The organism is Rhizobium sp. Pop5 (genome assembly GCF_024721175.1).
In the GTDB taxonomy this organism is placed as follows: Bacteria; Pseudomonadota; Alphaproteobacteria; order Rhizobiales; family Rhizobiaceae; genus Rhizobium.
On sequence record NZ_CP099402.1, the window covers coordinates 623,186 to 648,584 of the forward strand.

A 25,399-nucleotide genomic window follows, 5' to 3' on the forward strand; every position below is an offset into this window, starting at 1 on the left:
AGACGGCCATGTCGGGCGAAGACCGATTTGTGCTTTGCATGCTTGCGCCCGCGGCGGCGATCCTCGGGTTGCTGGTCGCATACCCGGTGGGACTCTTGATATTCGATTCCTTTTTCAAGGTCGATACGATTACGCCCCATATACGCGAGTGGGTCGGGATGCAGAACTATGTCGACGCGTTGACGTCGGCACGGGTCGCGGAGAGCGCGTTGAGAACCGCTCAGTATTCGGTCTTTGCGTTGTTCTTCGAGTTCACTTTCGGTTTTTGTGCCGCGCTATTGTTTTCGGCCATGGCTGGAGAGTCGCGGTGGCACCGCACGCTCTTCGCCCTGCCGTTGATGGTCCCGCCCATCGTCGCTGGTCTGCTTTGGCGGTTTCTGCTGGTCGGCAACATCGGCATCCTGAATTATGGGCTCGCTCGCCTGGGGGTCATCAGCGATCCTAGCGCTATCGCCTGGTTGTCCAACGAAGATATCGTCATTTACTCCGTTTCCTTCGCCGACATCTGGCTGACCACCTCTTTTGTCGCCCTCGTGTCCTATGCCGGGTTGACGAACATTCCGAAGGATCTACTGGAAGCGGCAACGATCGACGGTGCGAACGCGTTCAGGCGCTTCTGGCATGTGACATTGCCGCTGATGCGCCCGGTGATCGCCGTGGTGGTCATCGTCCGCGGCGTGGATGCCGCCAAGACTTTCGATCTGATCTGGATACAGACCCAGGGTGGTCCCCGCCATGCCTCGGAAGTGTTCTCGATGAACATCTACCAGCGCATGGTTCGTTTCGGTGATCTCGGGGAAGCGTCCGCGTCCGGCACCCTGTTCCTCATCGTCATGATGCTTCTGGCCGCCCTCGCCTATTGGAAAATCTGGAGGCCGGTCCATGCATAACGCCCGCCCCCTCAATTTCAGTGGGGTATTGATAAACGCGGCGGCTCTCGTGCTCGTGCTGTCGTACGCCCTGCCTTACCTGTATTTGCTCATGACCTCCCTCAAACCGGCGGCCGATGTCCAGCAGATCCCGCCGAGCTTCTTTCCGGCCGTTCTGTCGTTCGAAAATTTTCGCGAGGTCCTGCGGTCATCGACCTTGCCGAAAGCCTTCTTCAACTCTCTCACCGTGGCAGTGCTGACCACGGCACTTTCGCTGGTGGTCGCTGTTCCCGCCGCTTATGTCGCAACACAGTACCGGCGCAGAATCACGACCCTCTTCCTGCTCTTTGCACTGGTCACACGCATGGTGCCATCGGTGTCATTGGGTGTGCCATTGTTCCAGCTTTTAAAGTCTCTGGGCCTACTCGATACGGTCCCCGGCCTGGTTCTCGCCCATACGTCGGCCGCGGTGCCACTTGCACTATTGCTGATGTCGGCCTTCTTCGAAGGTGTGCCTAGGGAACTCGAAGAAGCAGCACGCATGGATGGCTGCACACGTTTCCAGGCATTCTGGAAGATCATCCTTCCGGTGATGACCGGTGGGATCGCGGTGACTGCGCTCTTTACCTTCATCACGAGCTGGAACGAGTTCCTCTATGCATTGCTGCTGACATCGGAGGCCACGAAAACGGCGCCGATCGTCATCGCGGAATACAATTCGGTCTACGGGCTTGCCTGGGGTGCGATGACCGCAGCCGCGGTGCTCTATTCGCTCCCCGTGATCGTCGTAACGCTCGCACTTCAAAAGCAGATCGTCGGCGGCCTGACATTCGGCGCCGTAAAGGGATGAGGGAGACAGAAGCATGGCCGGCATAGAGCTGCGGAATATCAATAAGGTCTACGGCAACAACTTTCACGCCCTCCACGACCTTAACTTCGATATCAGGGACGGCGAGTTCATGGTGTTCGTCGGCCCGTCGGGTTGCGGAAAGTCGACGGCGCTCCGGATGATCGCCGGCCTGGAGAGTATTTCCAGCGGCGAACTCAGGATCGGCGACAGGGTTGTCAATCATGTCGATCCCAAGGATCGCGACATCGCCATGGTGTTCCAATCCTACGCGCTTTATCCTCATAAGACGGTCCGAGAAAATATAGCCTTCCCCCTGCAGATGGCCAGGCTGCCCAACGCCGAGATTGCCGGCCGCGTAGACGAAGCCGCACGCATCCTCGAATTGACGACTTTGCTCGACCGCAGGCCGGCACTCCTTTCAGGAGGCCAGCGTCAGCGTGTCGCGATGGGACGAGCGATCGTCCGCAAACCAGCGGCCTTCCTGATGGATGAACCGTTGTCGAATCTGGATGCCAAGCTGCGAGTGCAAATGCGCGCCGAGATCGCCAGCCTGCAAAGAAAACTGAATGTCACGACGATCTATGTGACCCACGACCAGGTCGAGGCGATGACGATGGGGGACCGCGTAGCCGTCATGAAGGGCGGCGTGCTGCAGCAGGTCGACACGCCGCAAAACCTCTACAATCGCCCTGACAATGTCTTTGTCGCTGCCTTCATCGGGTCGCCTTCGATGAACTTGTACGAGGCGGCCCTGAACGGAAGGACACTGACCCTCGGCAGCAACAGTTTCGAGATCCCCGATCGGGTTTTCGAATACCGCCCGTCGCTGAAGGGTGCGTCTAACCGTCAGATCATTGTCGGTATCCGGCCTGAGCACATGAACGATGCCGCAATCCGGCCCTCTTCGGCAGAGTTCTCGGCCCCGGCCACTCTTGTCGAGGCGCTAGGTTCTGAATCCATGGTGCATCTGAATATCGATGCACCATGGGTGGATGCTGGCGACCCGGACGCCATCGCCGACATCGGCGACGAAAAAGCGGCTGTGGCCCGCTTCTCTCCGAAGAGCACAGTGCGCGCCGGTGACATCGCGCGCATCGCTGTCGATGCCGAAGAACTTCACTTCTTTGAACCGGACACCCGCACCAGCATCTGGTGATGGCATAGCCAGGAGAAAACAAGAATGACCAGCCGATCCATCGCCCCCAGTCGCCTCCAACGAACGATAGTTAGCGAAAACTATTACGACGTAACGAACTTTCCCGTCGGGAGCCCCTATGAGGATATCGGCGCGGTCATCAACAGCATCATTGCGGATATAAAAAGCAGGCAACCGGCTGCCGATCTAAATGACGGCGGAAAACCTGGAGCAGTGATCTATATACCGCCAGGCGATTATCGTCTGGTCACGCAAGTCGTCATAGACGTCAGCTACCTGAAAATTGTTGGCTCTGGACATGGTTTTACGTCTTCGAGCATCCGTTTCAACACACCCGAAGCCGAGCTCGCACACTGGCACGAGCGGTGGCCGGGGGGAAGTCGCGTCCTTGTGGACACTTCTTCAACTGGCGCCGACGATGAGGGAGCTGGAGCCGCGTTTTATGTCAAGCGCAGCGGAAATCCTCGTCTAAGCTCAGTGGAATTCGCTGACTTTTGCATCGATGGCCTGCATTTCGTTGACGATGACTTGGGGTCGAATGAACCAGAAAATACATACGTGAATGGCAAGACGGGGATCTATGTCGGTAGCGCCAGTGACTCATTCCGAATTAGCGGGATGGGCCTCATCTATCTGGAACATGGAGTTACTGTTCACGATGCAGATGCGCTCGCGATAGATAGCAATTTCATCGCGGAGTGCGGCAACTGTATCGAATTGAAAGGCATGGGGCAGGCATCGAGAATCGCGAATAATTTCGTCGGAGCTGGATATAAAGGCCATTCCATTTATGCCGAAAACTATGCGGGCATTCTAATATCCTCAAATAACGTATTCCCTCGAGGAGCAAGCAGTGTCTATTTTTCCGGCGTGGTGCGTTCCTCGGTCACGGGAAATAGATTTCACTCCTTTTATCCCGGAATGTTGGTTTTTGATGCGAACTGCTGCGAGAATTTGGTCTCCTCAAATCACTTTCTGCGCGATCACGAACCATGGGCGCCCATGCAGAAGTACGACAACGGCCTGGATGATCTGTTCGGACTCTTGCGAATTGACGGCAGCAACAATTCACTCATCGCGAACCACATTTCGGAAACAATAGATACGCAATATATTAGGCCGTCCGCAGTCAATCCCGTGATAATCAACGTGGTTTCCGGCAGCGGCAATTACATTGCCAATAATCACATTGTGGCGACAACCGAAATATCGCAAGTCGATGATGCGCCGAACAGTGCCTGCTTTTCAACACAAGTGAGCGCGTTGCTTTCCACAAGCAATTTGAAGCCGCTCGCAGTAACGGCAGTATTGGTGCAAGAGCGATCGATGGGGAACACGATCCTGGATTCAGGTTATGACCACCAGGTTGAGATGAACAGAGCTTTGAATGCCTTTAGGGCCACGCCGTCTTTTGAACAGTAATATCAAAGCTCAACACATGTCAGCCAGCCCTTCCGGGACCCTTCGAGTTGGCGTTTGCACTGACTCCAATGGAAAGCGAGCTCGCTCGGGAGAGCAATGCCGTCGCCAGACGAAGTGTTTCGATTGATTTTCATTGACTTCGAAAATTCACTGCAAGGAGAGACAGTGTGCGTACACAACGACGGCTGCTTGAGCTGGGCACTCGCATTGAGTTTTGGGCACGAGCGGTCGACAGAAATGCGGACGAATTCCCGTTCCTGATTCGGCAAGGCGAGCAGGTCCTATGGGCGGTGAAACGCTTCTCGGAGTTTTCGGAGTTCTACAGCTACCATCATCGTGAGACGTGCGAGGTGGAGTTCGAATGGGATGAAGGCGTAACGGAATTCACCTGGGCCTATGCTTACAATCCGCTGTCAGTCTCGGATACCGGAATCACCGTTCTGGAATTCGGAGAACAACTCATCGAGCGCACAGGACCCGAGATTGATGCCTGGTGCGCTTCCGACCCGCGACGCCCGCGTCTGCATTTCTCCCCACCGAAAAACTGGATGAATGACCCCAACGGGTTGTGCAAGATCGGCGATATCTGGCATCTGTTCTATCAGTTCCATCCAGGCGGGCCGGATTGGGGGCCGATGCATTGGGGGCATGCCACCAGCCGCGACCTATGTGCGTGGCTACATATGCCGGTCTTCTTACAACCTGAACAGAACCTCGCGCGCCTCGGTGCGACCGGTGGCGCGTTCTCAGGGAGCGCGTTCAGCGATCGGGGCGGGAAGGTAAAGTTCTATTACACGGAGCGCTTGCCCGCCTACGATCTCTTCAGCGGTTATCGCGAAGTCCAGAAGATCGCCGAACCCGGCCACGACCTTATAAAGGCCGAGCGGATCACAACCGTGCTGGAGATTCGTCCGGAAGGTGTGGAGCATGATTTCCGAGATCCCAAAGTCTGGTGGGACGAAACAGCCAATGCCTATCGGATGATCCTTGGCGCATCAGTTGATGGTGACCCGGCGGTGCTGCTTTATGGCTCAAACGATGGACTTGAATGGCACTATCTGGGGCCGCTCTACCGTGCGTCCACCAATTTCCGCGAAGAAGGCGCCCGTGCAGTGGAATGCCCTGACTTCTTCCGCTTGGGGGATAAGTGGGTGTTGGTCATGGGCTTTGTGGGCCATGTCGAACCAACGACACGGCGCCACAATCTCCTCTACGCCCTGATCGGCGAGTTTGTCGACGATCGTTTCGCGCCAGATACACCCGAGCTGCAATTGCTGGATTTCGGGACGGACTATTACGCAATGCAGAGTTTCGAAGCGGAAGGGCGTCAGATCGCCTTTGCATGGCTTTTCAACTGGGAATACCGCAAGCCGGACGGTTCAGCCTATTCCGGCGAAATGTCTCTGCCCCGTGTTCTAAGTCTCAGTGAAGACAAGAAGAAGATGTGCATGCTGCCGGCGATCGAGGTCGACGAGCACTATGCCGCCATCCCCGTCGCCCAGAACCAAAGTGGTGTTTATTCGCTGCCGAGCGGTCCGTTCGAAATTCGGCTTTCCGGACTGTTGCAGGGCAGCAAGCTTGTTGCGACGAATAGTGGCGAACTTGCCTTCGCGGTGAGCATCGCCGATGGCGTCCTTTCGATCCGGCTCGCCCAGGACGATGGCTCCATTCAATACGTGGCGGATCTCAGCGGCGGGAAGGACCTTCGTCTGTTTCATGACCGCGGAATCGTCGAGATTTTCGCCGACGGTGGAGCAGTCTGCGGAACCCGCCGCGGTTACGCAAATATCGAACCCGATCGACTGGAGATCTCAACCTCTGCATTTGCGCAGGTATTTGAAAGGCATTCGAAATGAACCGCGCCAGGTTTGCCGGAGGCCGTTTGGTTTAAGTTATGCAGCCATGGCTGGTTCGTCCAGCATGGCGTAATACTGCTCCTAGGCTTCGGCTGGCGGAATGTTTCCGATGGGCTCCAGGAGCCGTCGATGGTTGAACCAATCGACCCATTCGAGGGTGGCGAATTCAACCGCTTCGAAGCTCCGCCATGGTCCGCGCCGATGAATGACCTCGGCCTTGGAGAGACCGTTCATCGTTTCGGCGAGCGCGTTGTCGTAAGAATCGCCAACGCTTCCGACCGAAGGCTCGATGCCTGCCTCGGCCAGTCGCTCCGAATACTTGATCTGAATAGCCCCGAGTTTCGTAGACACTCTCGGGTTAGATTTTCTGCTGCTTCTCGAACTCGACGGGTGACAGCATCCGGTTCCTGACGTGTTTGCGTTTCGGGTTGTAGAACATTTCTATGTAGTCGAACACGTCCTGGCGAGCTTCATCGCGTGAACGGTAGACCTTGCGACGTATCCGCTCTCGCTTCAGAAGATTGAAGAAGCTCTCGGCCACCGCATTGTCATGGCAGTTGCCGCGTCGGCTCATCGAGTGAACCAGATTGTGGTGTTTCAGGAACGAAGCCCAATCCATGCTGGTGAACTGCGAGCCCTGGTCCGAGTGGATCAGCACCTGGTTCTTCGGCTTGCGCCTCCAGCTTGCGATAACCGTAGACCTTGCCGCTCTCTTCCCACGCCTTCAGGAGCAGATCGGTCTGTCGCTTGTCCTCGTTGGCTCGCCTGCTCAGCGGGTTCTTCAGCCAGGTGTAAAATCCACCGGGATGAACCCGCAGAAGACGGCACATCGTCCGCACCGAGAATTGCAAGCGATGCAGGGCAATGAACGCGTACTTCACTTTGCATCCCTGGCAAAATACGCGGCGGCTTTTTTTACGATATCTCGCTCCTCGGTGACGCGAGCCAGTTCCTTCTTCAGCCGCCTGATCTCATCGGCCTCGTCGTTGCCCTTGGCGTTCGACCCAACAAACTTCTTCTTCCATTCGTAGAGCGAATGCTGGCTGACGCCGAGACGCTGCGAAACCTCCGCAACCGGTTAGCCTCGCTCCGTGATCTGGCGCACCACCGCGTCACGCTTAAACTCTTCGCTGAAATTCGATTTGCTCATGATGCTCTTCTTGCCTCAAAATTAGGAAAGAAGGCGTCTACAAATCTCGGGGCTATTCAAGGGACCGGCAGCGCCGATCAAGGACAGAGCTAAAGTAAGCCGCCTTAAGCGACGCATAATCGAGCCTTGAAGAGAATCGAACCGGCGATCCTTCAATTTCACTCTATTTGAAATCCCGCGTCTTCACCCTGATCTCATCGTGGGTCCACGCCTGTCGCTCAGGGCAATTCGCAAACGTTCGGCGACGCGTTTTTGCAGGGCCGACTGCACTCCATCAAAACTTCGTCTGACCCCATCAGCCTGCGCCTCGTGCTACGGAAAATCACGACACCGGGCGACGTGAAACTTCAGGTCTGCGCGGTGGAATTTTGAAATTCCGAGCACGCACATGGACCTCTCGAAGATCAAGACGCTGATCGACTTTGTCGGACGATCGAATATTACCGAGCTGACCGTGACGGAAAAGGACGTGACGGTTCGGATTTTCCGCAGGTCGCCGGCAGACGCGGCTGTTGCCGTGCCCCCGCAAAAGCCGGAATCGACGACAGATCCCGTCTCCGATGCACCTTCGAGCATCGAGAAAACCGCCCATGCGGTGAAGGCGCCCGTCTTCGGCGTTCTGCACCGGGCGCCTGCGCCCGGCGAGCCGCCGTTCGTCGCGATCGGCGACGCGGTGGAGGAGGGGCAGACCCTTTTCATCATCGAGGCGATGAAGGTCTACAATACGATCGCCGCGCCGCGGTCCGGGCGCATCACGCGCCTGACCGAAATCGACAATGGCGAGGTCGAGACCGGCGATCTGCTCGCGGAGATCGCCTGATGCCGAAAACATTGGAACAATCCGCTGCCTCAGGACGCCGTTTCGATACGGTCCTCATCGCCAATCGCGGCGAGATCGCCGCCCGGGTTCAGCGCGCCTGCCGCGAACTCGGCCTGAAGACGGTCGCCGTCTGCTCCGAGGCGGACAGGCAAGCGTCTTATATCAAGACCGCAGACAATTTTCTCTGCATCGGCCCAGCGGCTGCGGGCAAGAGCTATCTCAATCAGGATGCCATTCTTCTCGCCGCACGCCTGACCGGCGCGGGCGCCATCCATCCCGGCTACGGTTTTCTGTCTGAGAACGCCGCATTCGCCGACGCCGTTGAGAAGGCCGAGCTGGTCTTCATCGGCCCGACGGCTTCATCGATCGCGACCATGGGCGACAAGATCGCGGCGAAGCGGGCGATGATGGCAGCCGGCGTCCCCTGCGTTCCCGGTCCCGATAGCGCGCTGCCCGACGACCCGGCCACAATCGAGCACATCGCGTTGGAAATCGGCTATCCCGTCATCGTCAAGGCGTCCAGCGGCGGTGGCGGACGCGGCATGCGCGTCGTGCTGAGGGCCGATCAGCTGCATGAAGCGATCGCAATGACGCGAGAAGAGGCGCGCAAGGCCTTCGGCTCACGCGCCGTCTACATAGAGAAATTCCTGGAGCATCCGCGCCATATCGAAATCCAGGTTCTTTGCGACGATCACGGCAACGCCGTGTGGCTCGGACATCGGGATTGCTCGATGCAGCGCCGCCATCAGAAAGTGGTGGAGGAGGCGCCGGCCCCGGGAATCGCGCCCGATATCATCCAGCCGGTCGGCCTGGCTTGCATCGAGGCCTGCCGTCAGATCGGCTACCGCGGCGTCGGCACCTTCGAATTCCTCTATGAGAACGGCGCTTTCTATTTCATCGAAATGAACACGCGGCTTCAGGTGGAACATCCCGTCACCGAACTGACGAGCGGGGTCGATATCGTCCAGGCGCAGATAAAGGCGGCCCAAGGCAACGTTCTGGATCTCGCCCAGGGCGATGTGGCCTGCGAAGGCCACTCTTTCGAATGCCGCATCAATGCCGAAGATCCCGACACATTCCTGCCATCGGCAGGTGTCGTCACCCATCTGACTTTGCCGCGGGGGCCGGGCATCCGGGTCGATACGCATATTCATCCCGGCTACAGGGTCTCACCCTATTACGACTCGCTGATCGCCAAGCTGATCGTTCATGCGCCGACGCGGGCGAAAGCGATGGCAAGAATGTGCGAGGCGCTTGCCGGCACCGAGATCGAGGGCATCGCCACCAACATCCCCTTCCTGCGCGCCCTGTTCGAGGACCACGCATTCGCGCGCGGTGAGACCGATATCCATTATCTCGAGCAGTGGCTGAAGCTGCGGAGGGCGGCGGCATGAGCGCGATCGATTTCAGCGATCCCGCAATCATCGCATTCCTCACCGACGCACTGACGGCGGCCGGCGTGGCGGGCATCGAAATCTCCCGGCCGGACGGGCAGATTCGCATCGTCATTTCAGTGGCGCCCGGCGCCCCGATCAACGCGCAGGTCGCCACACCTCGCGCTTCCGGCTCCGCGCCGGCCGTCGTGAAGGCGCCGCTGGCGGGGCATTTCTGCGCCGAACATCCCGCCGCCGCCACGCCCCAAACTCTGCCGCGCTCCGTATCAGACGCGGATACTCTCGGCTTCATCAGGGTAGGACATGTCCTTCTTCCCCTTCGCGCCGATCTTTCCGGTGTTTTGACCAGGCTGCTTGCCGAGCCCGGCGCCCTGGTCGGCTTCGGCGACCCTCTGTTCGAAATCGAGCTGCCATCATGATCGTCACGACGAACAGACATGCCTCGCAACGCGAAATCATTCCGGCCACGCAAAGCCGGGCTCGGGTTTCCGCGATCGGCTCCAGATCCTTCCTGCTCGAAGCGCCCGGCGATTTCGATCTCATCGCGCAACGGCGGATCTGGGCTCTGTCCCGAACGGTGAAAGGCTGGCCGGATATCGCCGAAGACATTCCCGGAATGACCAACCTGCTGGTGATATTCAAGGAGACACCCGAATATCCAGATGCGGTGGTCGCCAGGCTGCTGGAAGCATGGGAGGATGCGCAAAGCATCGACCTCAACGGCAAGACCATCGAAATCCCCGTCCATTACGGCGGCGAACATGCGACCGATCTTCCCGCTCTTTGCGATCTCTCGGGTTTAAGCGACCGCGAAGCCGTCCGCATTCACCACGAAGCGACCTACCGTGTCTTCGCCTTGGGCAGTGCGCCAGGTTTCGGCTATCTGCATGGGCTCGATCCGCGCATCTACATGCCGCGAAAGACCGTGCCGTCGCTGAAGATGCCGAAGGGCTGCGTCACCATCGGCGGCATGCAGACCGGCGTCGCCATGCTTACTGGCCCGAACGGCTGGAATTCCATCGGTTTTGCGACGCTTGACATGTTCGACCCGACGTCGCCGACCCCCGCCATGATGGCGCCCGGAGATACGGTGCGGTTCCTGCCGGCAAGGATCGAGCTATGATCGAGATTTGCGAAAGCGGCCCTTTCAACACGGTGCAGGATCTCGGACGTCCCGGCTATCGCGATATCGGCGTGTCGGCGAGCGGCGCGATGGATCCACTCGCGGTCAGGATCGGCAATATTCTCGTCGGCAATGACGAGAATGCCGCGGCGATCGAAGTGCAGACATTCCCGTTCAGGTTGCGCTTCGAACAGCCCACCGTTTTTGCCGTGACCGGCGCCGACGGCAATCCTCGTCTCGATGGATCGGAACTCATGCCCTGGTGCGCCTATGCAGCAGAGCCCGGCCAGGTTCTCGAACTGAAGCAGCCCCCGCTGCTGGCGCGCGCCTATATTTCGTTCGGCGGCGGGCTGGACATTCCAGTTGTCATGGGGTCGCGCAGCACGTCGCTGCGCGGCGGCTTTGGCGGTAATGCCGGCCGGCCGCTGGCGAAGGATGATCGGATCGCGGTCGGCGAGGACTTGGAGATTACCATGCTGCCGGCCATGGGCCTCGCGGTCCTCGAGCCGGCCGTGGCACTGCGCGACGTCTTCCCGGCGCCCGTCGATGGGGCGCTGCCGATCCGCGCCTTGCCTGCCGGCGAGAACGATCTTTTTGCCGGAGACGGCGAAGCCTTCTGGGGCCAGACCTGGCGGATTTCCTCGCGCAGCGACCGGACGGGCTACCGCCTGTCCGGCGAGCCGATCACGCCGACCGCCTCCATCGAGATGCGCTCTCACGGCGTCGTGCCCGGCGTGATCCAGGTTCCGCCCGGCGGCGAACCGATCGTGCAGATGAGCGATGCGAATACGGCCGGCGGCTATCCGAAGATCGCCGGCGTGATCGAATGCGACCTCTGGCGGCTCGGCCAAGCCCGCATCGGCGCGCGCCTGAAATTCATCCGCTCGACGCATGCGCAAGCGCGCGCGGTGGAACAGGCCGTCGCCCGCTATGTCGACGATGTGAGGGAGACATGCGGGCTGGTCAAGCGCGCCCTGAAGGCGATGGCCTAGATCGGCCAGAAGATAGCGGCCGTCAAAAGGAGGAACTGATGAAGATCGATCTGAATTCCGACATGGGCGAAGGATTTGGTCCCTATCGGCTCTGCGACGACGAAGCGATGATGAAAATCGTCTCCTCGGCCAATATCGCCTGCGGGTTCCATGGTGGCGACCCCGATACCATGGGGCGCATGGTGCGGCTGGCGAAACTGAACGGTGTCGGCATCGGCGCCCATCCCGGCCTACCCGACCGGCTGGGCTTCGGCCGGCGCGAAATACCCTTCCAAGCGGACGAGCTTCGCCAGCAGATGCTCTACCAGCTTGGCGCGTTGATGGCGATCGCCAGCGCCGAACGGGTCGCCGTCTCCCATATCAGCTTCCATGCGGCGATGGGCAATATGGTCAACCGCGATCCTCTCCTCGCCGACCTGATGATGGATGCGATCGCCACCGTCGACGCCAATCTCGTCGTCTTCGTCACGTCAGGCAGCGAGATCGAGCAGGCGGCGAAACGTGCGCGCCTGAAGACACTGGCGCTTTTCCTTGCCGACCGGGCCTATGACGCCGGCGGCAGGCTTGTCGCACGTGGGCTTTCCGGGGCCGTCATCAAGGATGATGCTGCGGTGCGCGCCCGTGTCCGAAAATTCCTCGTCGACGGAAGCGTCGAGACGATCGACGGCGCCGTGATCGCCATGCCGGCGCGCTCAATTCTCGTCCACAGCGACACGCCGGGCGCCCTGGAGCTTGCCGGCATCGTGCGCGGCGAGATCGAAGCCATGGGCGCGACACTCGCCCCCGCCGCCGAACTCGCCGACTGATAGAATCCCGATCGCTCGCGGGCGGTCTCCCACTTCAATCCCTCATCGAAGGACCATGTCGATGTCCGTCATCGCAGATCGCCTGAAAAACGTCTCCATATCCGCATCAGCCGCCATGACGCAGCGCGCCCGGGAATTGGCCTCCAAGGGGGTCAAGGTCGTCAGCCTCTCCTCCGGCGAGCCGGATTTTCCGACGCCGGCACACGCGATCGAGGCAGCCCACGCCGCAGCGCTGGCCGGCGATACGAAATATCCGCCGATGGACGGCACGCCTGCGCTGAAAGCCGCCATCACCCGGAAGTTCAAGCGCGACAACAATCTCGACTACGATGCCAGCCAGATCATCGTCTCGGGCGGCGGCAAACAGGTGATCTTCAACGCCATGCTGGCGACCTGCAATCCGGGCGACGAGGTTGTCATCCCGACGCCTTCCTGGGTGAGCTATGCCGACATCGTCAAATTCGCCGGTGGTGTGCCGGTCGCCGTCCCGTGCCACGAACAGACCGGCTTCAAGCTGCGCGCGGAGGATCTGGAGGCGGCGATCACCCCGCGCACCAAATGGCTCTTCCTGAATTTCCCGAACAATCCGACCGGAGCAGCCTGCTCCCGGGCGGAAATGACCGCCATTGCCGAGGTCATGTTGCGTCATCCCAATGTCTGGATCATGACCGACGATATTTACGAACACCTGGTCTATGACGACTTCCAGTTCTGCACGATCGCGGAAATCGAACCCAGACTGTACGACCGCGTCCTGACGATGAACGGCGTCTCCAAGGCCTATGCGATGACCGGCTGGCGGCTCGGTTTCTGCGCCGGGCCGAAAGAGCTGATCTCCGCCGTCAGCAACGTCAATGGCCAGAATGGCGGCGGCATTACGACGCTGACCCAGGCAGCAGCGACCGCGGCGCTTGACGGACCGCAGGATCTTCTGAAGGAGCGGGCGGCGATCTACAAGACGCGACGCGACTTCGTCCTCGACAGATTGTCTGATGTGGAAGGGCTATGCTGCCACCGGCCGGAAGGCGCCTTCTATATCTATCCCAACATATCGGGGCTGATCGGCAAGACCAGCAAGGGTGGACGAAAGATCGAAAGCGACGTCGACTTCGTCATGGGCCTGGTGGAGGAACATCATGTCGCGACGGTGCAAGGCGCGGCTTACGGAATGAGCCCCTTCTTCCGCATTTCCTACGCGACAAGCATGGAAAAACTCGATGAAGGCTGCGCGCGCATCGCCCAGTTCTGCAAGGATATGCGCTGACTGCTTTTAACCCTTCAGCCGCGCCGTCAATTCGAGAAGGATGTCGCGGACGGCAAGGGCGGGTTCCGACAGCGGGTTCTGGTCGGAAACGCACAGCGACAGGGTTTCCTCGATCCGCGGCGAGACGAGCCGGCAGATCAGCGGCTCGCTCGATTCCGAGATGATGCGATCGGCAATCGCCTTCGGCATGATCGTGGCGCCGAGGCCGCTGCCGACCGCGCGGGCGAGCGTGCGCACGATTTCGACTTCTGCCACGACCCTCAAATTGGTGCGCGTGCGGGTGAAGGCGGTATCGACCGCGCGGCGGACAAAATTATAGGCCGGCGGCAGGAGCAGCGGCATGCCGTCGAGAGCGTTGAGCGGAACGGGTTTCGCATCCGCTTCGATGGCAAAGTCGCGGTGGGCGACAAGGAAAAACTCTTCGCTAAGGATCGGTTCGAAGCGCACGCCCTTGATCGGTCCGGTTCCATGGAGAAGCGCCATCTCCAGCCGGCCGTTCATGATCATCTGGCTGTAGGTCTGGCCAACGCTTTCTGTCAGGTGCAGCAGAATGCCGGGATGCCGTTTCCGGGTTTCCGCCAGGAGATCGACGGAGAGCGTCGCCGCGCTGCTGAACGGCACGAGGCCGACGGACACGCGCCCGGCAAGCGAATTGCCGGCGGCGGACGCATCGGCCTGTGCCTGCTCCATCTGCCGAAGGATGATCTGCGCATGGCGATAAACCGCATGTCCGGCATCGGTCATGCTGACGCCCTGCTGGCTGCGGATCAGCAGCTTGTGGCCGAAATGCTCTTCCAGCGCCGCGAGTTGCTGGCTGAGAGCCGGCTGGGCGATATGCAAAAGATCCGCCGCTCGCGTGATGCTGCCGCTGTCGACGATCACGATGAAAGATTTGAGGCGTCTGATGTCCATGGGGATCGGGGTACCATTCTGATCTGCGGATGGCATGTTTGCAGAGGCGCATTGCTTTTGCAACGCGACGCGGCCTGAAGCGAGGCCCCGGGAGAATACCGGCATCGCCGCTTTCTCTTCTTCGGCATGCCGTGCCTGCTCCATAACCGTTGCTTATTGCTCCAGAGATAATCGGTCTTAGGCAAGGGGTTAAAGCTTCGCTACTGTCTCCATCAACAACAAGGGAACGACAATGCCATTCTCCGACTACAAGACCGCACTGGTGACCGGCGCTTCCTCCGGTATCGGCGCAGCCGTGGTTGAGCGGCTCCGCCGGGAGAATATCGAGGTCCATGCCGTTGCCCGCAGTGCCCAAATGCTTCAGCAGTTGGCAGAACGCACGGGCTGCATTGCCCACGCCATCGATGTGACCGACCGCCAGGCGATCGCCGAGCTCGCGGGCCGAGTGGAATTCGACATTCTCGTCAACAATGCCGGCGTCGACCGGCCGAAGAAGTTCCTGGAAGCCGACGAGGGCGACATCGATCTGATCGTCGACGTTAATCTCCGGGCAGTATTGCACATCTGCCGCCTGGTCGTGCCAGGCATGGTGGCGCGCGACCGCGGCCACGTCATCAACATCTCGTCGATCGCCGGTGCCTATAATTTCGGCGGCAACTCCTCCTATCACGCCACCAAGGCCGGCGTGAGCATGCTCTCCAACCAGCTGCGCATCGACGCCTTCGGCAAGCGGGTGCGGGTCACCGAAATCTGCCCCGGCCGGGTTGCCACCGATATCTTCAATCACGTCCACGGCGATGATCCTAGCATCCGTGAACGCTTCATCGACGGTTTCGAACTGCCGCAAGCAGCCGATATTGCCGACGCCATCGCCTTCGCCATATCGGCTCCCGTCGCCGTCAACATCGGACATATGGAGATCACGCCGACACTGCAGGTCATGGGCGGCCTGCAGACCGCAAGGCCGCAGCCGAAGACGGATCCATCCGGGGAGCCAAATCCGTGAGTGGGTTCGACCTTTCGGCAATCCTTGGAAATCCCGAATATGCCGCCATGTTGCTGCATGGCATCGAGATGACCTTCATCATCTATGCCGGGTCCTGGTCGCTGGCGATGGCGCTCGCGCTTCTGCTTTTGGCTGTGCGCCTGTCGCCCTTTCGCTTCGGCGATCCGTTGGTCGCCGCTTACGTATCCTACCACCGCAACGTCCCCACGCTGGTGCAGCTGATGCTGTGGTATTTCGGGATTTTCACCCTGATGCCGAACGGGCTCGCGACATGGCTCGCAAGCCACAATGCCGAGGCGATCTTCGCGGTGATCGGGCTCGGGCTCTGCCAGGCCGCCTATTTCAGCGAGGATCTCCGATCGGGCGTGCGCTCGGTCGGTCCCGGGCAGATGCAGGCGGCCCGTGCGCTGGGCCATGGCTATGTCTCGGCGATGCGTTTCGTCATCATGCCGCAGGGCGTGCGCAACGCGCTGCCGCCGCTCATCAATCACAGCGTCTCCCTGTTCAAGAACAGCAGTCTCGCCGTCGTCATCGGCGCGTCGGAACTGACGCATGCCGTCAAGGAAATCGAAAACCTCAGCTTCCGCACCTTCGAGATCTATCTGATCGGCACGGTTCTCTACCTCTTCTTCTCGCTCGTGATCATGAGCATCGGCGCCTATCTCGCAATGCGCGCGGATCCTGCCAGGAGTGCGCGCGCATGATCCAGGATATGATCGCCATCGTCCGCGACTACTGGTTGCTGCTCCTGATCGGCCAATATCCGAACGGACCACTCGGCGGGCTCGCCAATACGCTGATCCTTTCGGCGCTCAGCATCACTCTCGCCTTTCCCGCCAGCATCCTGTTTGCAATGGCGCGGCTCTCCAGGTCGCCGCTGCTGCGCTGGCCGGTCACTGCCCTTGTCTATTTCACCCGGGGCGTGCCGCTCTTGATGCTCATCCTGTGGAGCTATTTCCTGGTTCCACTGCTGACCGGCGCCGACGTGCCAAGCTTCGTCACCATGTTGACGACGCTGGTGGTTTATCAGAGCGCGTTTTTGAGCGAAGTCGTTCGTGCCGGCATCGTCGCACTCGGACCGGGCCAGATGGATGCGGCGCGCGCACTTGGCCACGGCTATATCGGCGCGATGCGCTACATCATCCTGCCGCAGGCGCTCTACAACATGATCCCGAGCATCCTCTCCACCTTCGTCTCGACGATCAAGGACACCACGCTCGGCTATGTGATCAACGTGCCGGACCTGACCTTTGCCGCAAGCCAGGTCAACAATCAGCTCCTGACGCAGCCCTTCCAGGTCTTCCTCATCCTGGCGATCGTCTATTTCGCCATCTGCTGGACGCTGACCTACTTCGCAAATCGCCTCGAGCGGCGCATCACCCGGCGACGTGCGGGACTTCTCGTGCCCGCCGCTGCCGTGGTCACGCCGTCGAAAATCGTATCGGAGCAGCTATGACCATGTCCGTTTCAACGCAGGAATCGCAGACGATCCGGCTTTCACGGGTCTGCAAGAGCTACGGCGACTATCCGGTTCTGAAGGACATCGATGCGCAGGTGGCGCGCGGCGAAGTCGTGGTCATCTGCGGACCGTCCGGGTCGGGAAAATCCACGCTGATCCGCACGATCAATCGTCTCGAGGAGATCAACAGCGGATCGATCACGCTCGACGGGCAAGATATTCATGCCTCGATGCGGGCAAAGGCGCTCAACGCGATGCGCAGCCGGATCGGCTTCGTATTTCAGAACTTCAACCTGTTTCCGCATCTGTCGGTCGCCGAAAACGTATCGATGTCGCCGATCCGGGTGAAGGGCGTGGCGCCCGATATCGCGCATGAAAAGGCCCTCAAGCTCCTCGACCGGGTCGGCCTTGCCGACAAGGCCCGCGCCTATCCCGGTCAGCTGTCGGGCGGCCAGCAGCAGCGGGTGGCGATCGCCCGCGCGCTTGCCATGGAACCGCCGGTGATGCTGTTTGACGAACCGACGAGCGCGCTCGATCCCGAGATGGTCGGCGAGGTGCTCGCCGTCATGAAGAGCCTGGCCTCCGAAGGCATGACCATGCTCTGCGTCACCCACGAAATGGGTTTCGCACGCGATGTCGCCGACCGAATCTGGTTCATCGATGCGGGCCAGATCATCGAAACGGCGACGCCCGACGACTTCTTCAGCAGTCCGCGCCATCCCCGGGCCCAGCGCTTCCTCGCGGATCTCAGGCACTGAATACCAATCACCAAAAACAAAGGAGAACAGCAATGAACTGGAAATATCTAAGCCTCACCGTCGCTTTTGCCGGCATGGCAGCCGCCTTGCCCGCGAAAGCCGATCAGCTCGACACCATCATGTCGGCCAAGACCCTGCGCTGCGCGACGTTCGCCGACGTTCCCCCTTTCGCTTCGCCTGATCCGAAGACCCGCGAAATGGCCGGCTTCGACGTCGATCTGTGCGGCGCCATCGCCAAGGAATTAGGCGTCAAGGCCGAGATCAAGCCGGTTTCTGTCGAAGCGCGCGTGCCCGAAGTCAAGCTCGGCCGCGTCGACATTACCGTTGCCAATCTTGCCTATACGCTGAGCCGTGCGGAGCAGATCCAGTTCAGCGATCCCTATTATCTCGCCAAGGAAATGCTGATCGTGCCGGCCGACGATGCCGGCAAGAAAAAGGCCGATTATGCCGGCCAGCGCATCGCTTCGACCAAGGGCTCGACGTCGGAAATGTCGATCAAACTCAACAAATCCGATCCTCTGACATTCCAGGATACCGCCTCGGCCTATCTCGCCGTCCAGCAGGGCAAGGCGCGCGGCATGGTCGCCAACACCATGACGACGACCAAGTTCGTCAATGAATCGAAGAGCAAGGGCAAGGAAATGAGGATGATCGAGGAGCCGATGCTCTACCAGCCGATCGGCATCGGCATGGCCAAGGATCAGCCGGCGCTGACCGCCAAGATCAACGAAATCCTCCACAAGCTCGACGCATCCGGCGAGATCAACAAGATCTGGGACAAGTGGCTCGGCCCGGATACCGAATACAAGATGACCCGCACCGACAAGGTCGTGCCGCTCTCCGAGCTGAAGTTCGACCCGATCCCGTGAGGCCAGCCGGCCTCAACGTCCTCAAATGACGATTTCCAAAGAAATTAGGCGGCGGGGCATGCCCGCCGTCGACCAACGATGTGAGGCATCCATGATCCATATTAAAGATATCCCCGAACGCCCTGCTAAAGCCGATATCGACGCCGTTTCCAAATTTTCGCCGGCGACGATCCACGAAGCCCAGGGCCGCCGCGGGGCGCTTTCCTCCCGCCTCAAGCCGGTCGATTACCGCATGAAAGTCTGCGGTCCGGCCTTTACCGTCAAATGTGCACCGCGCGACAACATCATGCTCCAGCTCGCCATCAACTATGCCAAGCCCGGCGATATCATCGTCGTCTCGGCGGGCGAATATGAGGAGGCCGGATCCTTCGGCGATGTGCTTGCCAATGCCTGCCTTGCCAAGGGCATCGGCGGCCTCGTCACCGATACCGGCGTGCGCGACACGCTGCAACTGAGGGAACTCGGCTTCCCGGTCTTCTCGCTCAGCGTCTGCATCAAGGGCACGGTGAAGGAAACCATCGCGGCCGTGAACGACCCGATCATCGTCGGCGGCGAAACCATCAATCCCGGCGATATCATCGTCGGCGATGCCGACGGACTGGTGGTCGTGCGCAGGCAGGAAGCGCAGGAAGCCGCCCGGCTTTCGCAGGCTCGCGAAGATGCCGAAGCCGGCTATATCGCCGCCTACAAGGCGGGTAAATCGGTCATTGAGGTCAGCAATCTGGCACCGGTGCTGAAGGCCAAGGGCCTGGTCGTCGACATCTGAGACGACGTGCGGATCGCCTCATTGCAGCCCGCGCCGGCTTTCCGGTTGCGGGCTTTGCCCGTCGCGGTTCGGTCGCGGCGACCGGGGGCACTCAGATATTCTCGGGCGTCACGATTTCAAAGGTAATGGTCCGCTGAATTGTGCTGTCCGACGCACCCTGTGTGATCGTTTCGATCATGGTCCCGACCAGCACTGCGGAAGTCTGCTCCAGCGAATGACAGAGGGCGGCGGTAATCATCCTCTCTGACGGGCCTATTCGCGTCTCGGACCAATGTCCCGGCACTGAGAAAACCTAGCGATTTCCATGCGTCGATTGGCATTGGCACAAAGACCTGCCGCCTTGATGGGAATAGACCCGATTGCCCTGCCATTGCAGCAATCAGCGAGAGCAAATCTTGAGTGATTTCCGGCTCCTGATCTTCGACGAACTGAAGTGAAGAGCCGGCACGAGCAAATCCCTCGCTTGGACGGAGGCGCTGTTTCGCGTGACTGAACGGCCGCTGGAGAAGAAGTGCCCACCAATAGGCTGACGAGAAGCGAGATTGAAAAGCTCCGCCGGTGTTTACGAAGGACGTCACCTTCATTATATATTCTCCACAAGGAGAATGATTATGATCAACACATCACACGCCTACACGCCCGCAGAGGCGGCGGCTGTCAGCGAGATCGCCGTGAAGTCGGTGCACAATGCGATCGACAAGCGCATCATCGAGACTCATCTCGTTGGTAGCAGGGGTCGAGCACTCACCGATGAGGATCTGCTTCGGTTGAAGCTCTGGTACGGCGTCGGATCGATCTTGTCTGCCGAGCGCCGCAAGCGCTTGTTCGATACGATCGACCAAAACCCCGATGCCGAAACTGTTAGGGCAGACGACTATCTCATTATCGACGTTGCGCGGGCACGAGAACAACTGGCCGCGCGCGCCGAGGCGCTTCGAGAAGCCGAACGAATGATTGAAAGCGTGAAAGGGGTCGCGGGCGGCGAGCCGGTTTTCAAGCGAACCCGTGTTCCCGTGCGGACGATTGCCGCGATGAAGACCCAGGGCGCAAGCACAGCGGAAATCGTCGAGGGCTATCCTTCACTCACCGAGCGCATGGTGGAACTTGCCGAGATCTGGGTTGCGGCCCATCCCGCCAGAGGACGTCCGAGGAAGCTTTCGGAGCAGGGCCTGAAGGTGAAATCCGTGAAGCGCCTGATCCTTCGGAACGAGAACGTCCCGAAAACGTCTGGCTCGACCTCGTGAAATTTCTTATCGATGAATGCCTTCACACGTCTCTCGTGGCCGTGGCTCAAGCGCACGGCCACGATTGCTTCCATGTGAACTGGCTGGGACTGAGTGGCGAAACCGATTAGGATCTGATGCCGCCGATCGTCGAGCAAGATTTCACTTTCATGACGAACAATGCCCGCGACTTCCGGAAGCTTTACGCCAAAGAAGAGCTGCATGCGGGCCTGGTGATTATCGTCCCCCAGGTGCTGCCTGTGCTGCAACGAGAATTGTTTGCCCTCATATTGCAGGATCTGGCAGGCGCGCAGGATATGGTCAATGAAGTCATCGAAGTGACCCTCGCCGGAGAGGACGCGGTTCTCACGCGCTATTCGCTTCCGGAGGCTTGGTCGCGTCCCCCGCCCCCGACATCCTTAACTAATTTTCGGCTGCTCATCCTAACATTCGGGTGACTTTGATCTGCTCCAACCGGCCCTGGTTGGATCGGAGGAATTCGGTTAGCCAGGCCACGCATTATGGCGAACACTCGAGAGCTCTGCTTCAATGCATTGACCTGTATGGTCTGACGATCTGTGAGCAGGCCGCGTGGTTTTATGCACAGAGCCGGTTGCAGCGCCGATCGGATTGAGTGGCCCTCTCGCGTTCGTCGTGGTTCTGAGCGTAGTCGTCTGTTTCGCTTATGTAACCGCTCGTCTCGTGGACAAAGCTATGGCTGTACGGCTTCGCCGGCCGGATACCCCACCCACCGCACCCGCATCGAACGAGGTGGATGCAACGCAATGAGCCGGGCCGCGGCGCGAACTGAGATATTGGCGAAGCGTTATTGACGTCGTCGCTGCTTCTTTAGCGCCCGGATCAGCCAATCGGTGGCGTAAACAGATATCGCAAATTCACCCCTTCTGGCGTGGAGATCGGGCCATCAGCCGGGCATACGCGATGGCCGACAGCATGTTGACGTGGTTGGCCTTTCCCGTGCCTGCAATGTCGAAAGCCGTGCCATGATCGACCGAGACGCGGTCGATCGGCAGGCCAAGCGAGACGTTCACGGCGGTTTCGAAGGCAACGAGCTTGATCGGGATGTGGCCCTGGTCGTGATACTGGGCGATGACGAGATCGAAGGCGCCGTTATAGGCGCGGGCAAACACCGTATCGGCCGAGATCGGCCCGGCGACATCGATGCCCTTGGCCTGCGCCTGCCTGACGGCGGGCGCCAGGAATTCCGTGTCTTCGGTGCCGAACAGGCCGTTTTCGCCGCAATGCGGGTTAAGGCCGGCAACGGCGATGCGGGCCTTCTTGCCGAGGCGCAGGAAATGTTTGTGCCCGGCTTCGATGGTTGCCAGCACCCGCTCCGTCTTGGCGCGTTCGATCGCGCCTCTCAGCGAAATATGGGTCGAGACATGGATGGTGTTCAGACGCTCGGAGGCAAGCAGCATGAAGGAACTCTTCGAGCCGGTCAGATGCGCGAGGAGCCCGGTATGGCCGTCATGGTGATGGCCGGCAAGGTTCATCGCCTCCTTGTTGATCGGCGCGGTGACGATGACATCGGCTTCGCCAGACATGGCGAGGTCGACGGCGCGGGTGATATAGCGCACCGAAGCGTCGCCCGCGACCGGGCTGACCTTGCCGATCTCTGGGAGGGCCGCGCCGAGCGGAACCTCGTCGACGGCGATCCTGCCATTGCCGGCGGCGTCGGCAGGCGCAAATTTCAGGCCAGTGCCGCTGACGCGGTCGGCCCGCTCCAGCGCTTCCACATTGCCGACGATGACGAAATCGCGGCGCTCTTCACTCGGAAGGGCGGCCAGGGCCTTGACGATCACTTCGGGGCCGACGCCAGCGGGATCACCGAGCGTCACGGCGACTTTTGCATTCCTGTCCATCATCAAAGTCCCTTCTGAAAACCGTGTCGCCTAGAGCATGATGCCGAAAAGTGTAGGCGGTTTTCGGGCGACATCATGCTCTAACTCTTTAATTTAGAACAGGATTCAGATTTTTAGGCCGAACGGGCCTAAAATCATCCTGTTCTAGAAAGCCGCCGCGTAAATCGAGCGAATGTCGGCGCGGGTGAGATCGCGCGGATTGTTATCAAGCAGCCGGCGAATGGCAAAAGCGTCGTCGGCCATGGCGTCGAGATCGCTTTCCGGCACGCCGAGGCCGGAGAGTTTCATCTCGATGCCGAGATCGGCGCAGAAAGCGTAAGCCGGATCGAAGACGGATGCTGTATCGTCTGAGGCCTCATAACCGAGGGCCGCCATCACCGCCTTCGTCTTCTCCTGAGCCGACGGTGTGTTGAAGGCGAGAACATGCGGGAAGATCAGGGCGTTCGCCGCGCCATGCGCCACATGCCAGCGCGTACCGAGGGGATAGGCGAGCGCATGGCCGCCGGCGGTGTTGACCGGGCCGAGACAGAAGCCGCCGTAGAGCGAGGCGAGTGACAGGCCGGCGCGCGCTTCCGCGTCGCTGCCGTCCTTGACGGCGCGGGCGAGATATCTGCCGACCAGCCGTGTTCCCTCGATTGCATAGATATCGACCATCGGGTGGGCCTTGCGGTTGGTGAAGGCCTCGACGCAATGGGCCATTGCGTCGACGCCGGTGGCGGCCGTCGTGCGGGCCGGCACGGTGAAGGTCAGGGCCGGATCGATGACGGCGATGTCGGCCAGCATATGCAGGCTTTCGACGGCAAGCTTCGCCATCGTCTTGGGATCGGTGACCAGCGCGCGGATGCCGGCTTCGCTGCCGGTGCCCGAGGTTGTCGGCACCTGGGCAAGGCCGGCCTTGCGCGGCCCGTGCACCTTGTTCGGGCCGACGACCTCATGCAGCGTCTGCACCGAGCCGGCAAGCACGGCGGCAAGCTTTGCCAGATCCATGGCGCTGCCGCCGCCGAAGCCGACGATCAGCTCGGCATCGGCTTCATTGGCCGCAGCCAGCACCTTATCGAGGTTGGCCGTATCCGGCTCGGGTGTCACTTCGGAGAAGACCGTCACCTCGCCCTTCAGCTCCAGCACGTCGATGCGCGAAGCGTTGAAAGCATCGGAGATGACAAGCATGCGCCGATAGCCTCTTTCGCTGGCCCATTTGCCGAGCTTCCCTGCCGTGCCGATGCCGAATTCGATCTGATGCGGCCGAATTATCGTGATTGGCGAACCCAAGCTGGCCATGAACCAGTCCTCCCTGCAGGATCTTGCGGCAATAGTGTCGCTCTCTTTATTGTAAAGTTGTAATGTCAAAGTCAAGCCGACATTCCCGAGAGCCTGAAATTTTGTCGCTCGATATCTGTCTGAGCAGGTTCTGAGATCAAGTCTTGGCGATTATTTTTCAGATAAAACAATGAGATATATGGATTTCGCCGACTGGGCGGGCATTTGGCCTGGGAAAAGCGGAGTCCATCGCGCCGGCAGTCAACCAGCCGGGCTTGTTGTCAATTCGCAGCTGTTCAGTCCGTCAAAACCAATCCACCTGCGTCCTTTCGGTGTTGATCGAACGCAGGTTTACAATTGATTGCCGCTGCTTTGCTTACGGCAGGGTGGCCGGGTCGAGGCGCATATATTTGATGGCGCGCCGATAGTAGGTATAGGCGACATGGAGCGTGCGGTCGCCGCTTTGGATGACAGAGGGATAGGAGAATTCGCGGTTCAGCGAATCCTTGGAATTGTTGCTGAGGCAGTGGCCGTCGCCGGTATCGAGGTCGATCCGATACGGGAAGCTCCTGCCGCCATCCCTCGATATTGCGAGGCTCAGCGGCGCACGCGGAACACCCCAGATCGCTTTCCGGCGGATATCGGCAACGGCGGCAGCCGTCTCTCCGGCGTCGTCGCCCTCGATTTCGTCATAGAGAGACAGGCGCCGCGCATCCGACATAGCGGCGTTCGAATGGTTGTAAACCATTGCGATTCCTCCATCATTCAGAACCGTGGCCTGAATGGAGGAGTTGTTGTTCGGAAGTTCGGTGGGCTCGGGCGCGCTCCACGTCCTGCCGCCATCGCTCGATCGGCTGGAAAGAATGCTTTCGGCGAAACGGTTGCGGTAGAAGGCAATCATCTCGTCGCCGCCGAGCGGCAGGATGTTCATATGCACGGCGCCGATGCTGTCGGCAATGTCGTGCATCTGCCAGCTTGCGCCGCCGTCGCGTGAGATCAGCACGGCCGCCGTATCGGCGTCGCCGCTCCAGCGCTGGCCGTTGAGGCCGACGCAGCGGAACACCGGAAGCAGCCATTCGCCCCTGCCGTTGACGACGATCTGCTGGCGAACGAATGTGCCGGGGCTGTCGCAGAGGATGCGGACCGGGCCGAAGCTTCGGCCGCCATCATCGGATATCCGGCATTTGACAACGGAACCGTCCTGATTGCCCGAGGTCTGCGAGGTATAGAGCAGCCATGTCTTCCCGTCAGGAGCATTGAAAATCAATGGGTTTTGCTCGGATTTCTGCGGATCGTCGGTCATCTTTTCAGGCTCGGACCAGCGCTTCGACCCCGGCGCCAGCCGCGACATGTAAATCGAGATGTCGCCCATGCCCTCCATCGTGCCGCCGAACCAGACGCAGGTCAGCGTGCCATCGGGCAAAAAGGCGAGATTGGCCGCATGGTTCTGGATACAGGGGGAAGGCAGATAAGCATCGGCTCGGCCCGCAACATTGGGGTGAGGTGTGATAGTCCCGGTCATCAAGGCGGGGACGGCTTCGGGGGAAAGGCCGGTAAAGGTCAT

At 60.0% G+C, this 25,399-nt stretch carries 23 protein-coding genes and 4 pseudogenes; 21 read left to right on the forward strand and 6 right to left on the reverse strand.

Translation table 11 applies throughout. From position 1 onward, the window contains the following. Nucleotides 1-8 precede the first annotated feature (8 nt). From NE852_RS30915 to NE852_RS30935, 5 genes are all read left to right on the forward strand, one after another. Nucleotides 9-890: a carbohydrate ABC transporter permease gene (locus NE852_RS30915; RefSeq protein ID WP_258157007.1), complete on the forward strand. Its 882-nt coding sequence runs from the start codon at nucleotides 9-11 to the stop codon at nucleotides 888-890. Continuing rightward, complete coding sequence (locus NE852_RS30920; protein WP_008523160.1) at nucleotides 883-1,719, forward strand: carbohydrate ABC transporter permease; 837 nt, start codon at nucleotides 883-885, stop codon at nucleotides 1,717-1,719. The genes NE852_RS30915 and NE852_RS30920 overlap by 8 nt, the downstream gene beginning before the upstream one ends. A 13-nt stretch (nucleotides 1,720-1,732) precedes the next feature. Further along, nucleotides 1,733-2,875 carry an ABC transporter ATP-binding protein gene (locus tag NE852_RS30925; protein ID WP_008523163.1) on the forward strand — a complete coding sequence of 381 codons (1,143 nt, stop codon included), beginning with the start codon at nucleotides 1,733-1,735 and terminating at the stop codon, nucleotides 2,873-2,875. Between the two features lie 66 nt (nucleotides 2,876-2,941). Next, the gene (locus NE852_RS30930; protein WP_258157199.1) at nucleotides 2,942-4,297 is read left to right on the forward strand and encodes a NosD domain-containing protein; all 1,356 of its coding nucleotides are present in this window, start codon (nucleotides 2,942-2,944) and stop codon (nucleotides 4,295-4,297) included. Nucleotides 4,298-4,464: 167 nt separating this feature from the next. Next, nucleotides 4,465-6,153 carry a glycoside hydrolase family 32 protein gene (locus NE852_RS30935; RefSeq protein ID WP_374992017.1) on the forward strand — a complete coding sequence of 563 codons (1,689 nt, stop codon included), beginning with the start codon at nucleotides 4,465-4,467 and terminating at the stop codon, nucleotides 6,151-6,153. Between the two features lie 81 nt (nucleotides 6,154-6,234). Here the strand turns inward: NE852_RS30935 and NE852_RS30940 are convergent. Both NE852_RS30940 and NE852_RS30945 read right to left on the reverse strand, forming a co-directional pair. Next, a pseudogene (locus tag NE852_RS30940) lies at nucleotides 6,235-6,483 on the reverse strand (integrase core domain-containing protein); the annotation flags it as partial. A 28-nt stretch (nucleotides 6,484-6,511) separates the two neighbouring features. Then, a pseudogene (locus tag NE852_RS30945) lies at nucleotides 6,512-7,303 on the reverse strand (transposase). 388 nt (nucleotides 7,304-7,691) lie between these two features. Between NE852_RS30945 and NE852_RS30950 the strand changes: the two are divergent. The 7 genes from NE852_RS30950 (at nucleotide 7,692) to NE852_RS30980 (ending at nucleotide 13,702) form a co-directional block, all read left to right on the forward strand. Next, complete coding sequence (locus NE852_RS30950; protein WP_008523187.1) at nucleotides 7,692-8,123, forward strand: biotin/lipoyl-containing protein; 432 nt, start codon at nucleotides 7,692-7,694, stop codon at nucleotides 8,121-8,123. Beyond that, nucleotides 8,123-9,517 carry an acetyl-CoA carboxylase biotin carboxylase subunit gene (accC, locus tag NE852_RS30955; protein ID WP_258157008.1) on the forward strand — a complete coding sequence of 465 codons (1,395 nt, stop codon included), beginning with the start codon at nucleotides 8,123-8,125 and terminating at the stop codon, nucleotides 9,515-9,517. Before NE852_RS30950 ends, accC begins: the two co-directional genes overlap by 1 nt. Then, nucleotides 9,514-9,936: an acetyl-CoA carboxylase gene (locus tag NE852_RS30960; RefSeq protein ID WP_258157009.1), complete on the forward strand. Its 423-nt coding sequence runs from the start codon at nucleotides 9,514-9,516 to the stop codon at nucleotides 9,934-9,936. Before accC ends, NE852_RS30960 begins: the two co-directional genes overlap by 4 nt. Then, nucleotides 9,933-10,640 carry a 5-oxoprolinase subunit PxpB gene (gene pxpB, locus NE852_RS30965; protein ID WP_258157010.1) on the forward strand — a complete coding sequence of 236 codons (708 nt, stop codon included), beginning with the start codon at nucleotides 9,933-9,935 and terminating at the stop codon, nucleotides 10,638-10,640. The genes NE852_RS30960 and pxpB overlap by 4 nt, the downstream gene beginning before the upstream one ends. Further along, complete coding sequence (locus tag NE852_RS30970; protein WP_258157011.1) at nucleotides 10,637-11,632, forward strand: biotin-dependent carboxyltransferase family protein; 996 nt, start codon at nucleotides 10,637-10,639, stop codon at nucleotides 11,630-11,632. Before pxpB ends, NE852_RS30970 begins: the two co-directional genes overlap by 4 nt. Nucleotides 11,633-11,670: 38 nt before the next feature. Continuing rightward, the gene (locus tag NE852_RS30975) at nucleotides 11,671-12,438 is read left to right on the forward strand and encodes a 5-oxoprolinase subunit PxpA (RefSeq protein WP_008523211.1); all 768 of its coding nucleotides are present in this window, start codon (nucleotides 11,671-11,673) and stop codon (nucleotides 12,436-12,438) included. Nucleotides 12,439-12,499: 61 nt separating this feature from the next. Beyond that, nucleotides 12,500-13,702: a pyridoxal phosphate-dependent aminotransferase gene (locus tag NE852_RS30980; RefSeq protein WP_258157012.1), complete on the forward strand. Its 1,203-nt coding sequence runs from the start codon at nucleotides 12,500-12,502 to the stop codon at nucleotides 13,700-13,702. Between the two features lie 6 nt (nucleotides 13,703-13,708). On the opposite strand, the gene nac is transcribed toward NE852_RS30980, so the two are convergent. Further along, nucleotides 13,709-14,614 carry a nitrogen assimilation transcriptional regulator NAC gene (nac, locus tag NE852_RS30985; RefSeq protein WP_008523222.1) on the reverse strand — a complete coding sequence of 302 codons (906 nt, stop codon included), beginning with the start codon at nucleotides 14,612-14,614 and terminating at the stop codon, nucleotides 13,709-13,711. Nucleotides 14,615-14,846: 232 nt separating this feature from the next. On the opposite strand from nac, the gene NE852_RS30990 reads away from it, so the two are divergent. The 9 genes and pseudogenes from NE852_RS30990 to NE852_RS31035 form a co-directional block, all read left to right on the forward strand. Next, a complete protein-coding gene (locus NE852_RS30990; RefSeq protein WP_008523224.1) occupies nucleotides 14,847-15,620 on the forward strand; it encodes an SDR family oxidoreductase in 774 nt (257 codons plus the stop codon). Beyond that, entirely contained in the window at nucleotides 15,617-16,324 is a 708-nt protein-coding gene (locus NE852_RS30995; protein ID WP_008523226.1) for an amino acid ABC transporter permease, read from the forward strand. The genes NE852_RS30990 and NE852_RS30995 overlap by 4 nt, the downstream gene beginning before the upstream one ends. Next, a complete protein-coding gene (locus tag NE852_RS31000) occupies nucleotides 16,321-17,076 on the forward strand; it encodes an amino acid ABC transporter permease (RefSeq protein ID WP_008523228.1) in 756 nt (251 codons plus the stop codon). Before NE852_RS30995 ends, NE852_RS31000 begins: the two co-directional genes overlap by 4 nt. Then, entirely contained in the window at nucleotides 17,073-17,837 is a 765-nt protein-coding gene (locus NE852_RS31005) for an amino acid ABC transporter ATP-binding protein (RefSeq protein WP_008523230.1), read from the forward strand. Before NE852_RS31000 ends, NE852_RS31005 begins: the two co-directional genes overlap by 4 nt. Before the next feature lie 32 nt (nucleotides 17,838-17,869). Then, the gene (locus tag NE852_RS31010) at nucleotides 17,870-18,706 is read left to right on the forward strand and encodes an ABC transporter substrate-binding protein (protein WP_008523233.1); all 837 of its coding nucleotides are present in this window, start codon (nucleotides 17,870-17,872) and stop codon (nucleotides 18,704-18,706) included. A 91-nt stretch (nucleotides 18,707-18,797) separates the two neighbouring features. Further along, nucleotides 18,798-19,472: a 4-carboxy-4-hydroxy-2-oxoadipate aldolase/oxaloacetate decarboxylase gene (locus NE852_RS31015; protein WP_008523235.1), complete on the forward strand. Its 675-nt coding sequence runs from the start codon at nucleotides 18,798-18,800 to the stop codon at nucleotides 19,470-19,472. A 611-nt stretch (nucleotides 19,473-20,083) separates the two neighbouring features. Next, a complete protein-coding gene (locus NE852_RS31020; RefSeq protein ID WP_258157014.1) occupies nucleotides 20,084-20,716 on the forward strand; it encodes a DUF433 domain-containing protein in 633 nt (210 codons plus the stop codon). Further along, a pseudogene (locus tag NE852_RS31025) lies at nucleotides 20,713-21,153 on the forward strand (DUF5615 family PIN-like protein). The gene NE852_RS31020 and the pseudogene NE852_RS31025 overlap by 4 nt, the downstream one beginning before the upstream one ends. 148 nt (nucleotides 21,154-21,301) lie before the next feature. Continuing rightward, nucleotides 21,302-21,484, forward strand: a pseudogene (locus NE852_RS31035) (hypothetical protein); the annotation flags it as partial. Between the two features lie 107 nt (nucleotides 21,485-21,591). Here NE852_RS31035 and pdxA read toward each other — a convergent pair. The 3 genes from pdxA to NE852_RS31050 all read right to left on the reverse strand — a co-directional run bounded on the left by pdxA (nucleotide 21,592) and on the right by NE852_RS31050 (nucleotide 25,399). Further along, nucleotides 21,592-22,578 (reverse strand): 4-hydroxythreonine-4-phosphate dehydrogenase PdxA, encoded by a 987-nt coding sequence (pdxA, locus tag NE852_RS31040; protein WP_037170721.1) that lies wholly within the window; start codon nucleotides 22,576-22,578, stop codon nucleotides 21,592-21,594. A 144-nt stretch (nucleotides 22,579-22,722) separates the two neighbouring features. Then, nucleotides 22,723-23,856, reverse strand: coding sequence for an iron-containing alcohol dehydrogenase (locus NE852_RS31045; protein WP_258157016.1), 1,134 nt, complete (start codon nucleotides 23,854-23,856; stop codon nucleotides 22,723-22,725). Nucleotides 23,857-24,211: 355 nt separating this feature from the next. After that, nucleotides 24,212-25,399: an exo-alpha-sialidase gene (locus tag NE852_RS31050; protein ID WP_008523261.1), complete on the reverse strand. Its 1,188-nt coding sequence runs from the start codon at nucleotides 25,397-25,399 to the stop codon at nucleotides 24,212-24,214.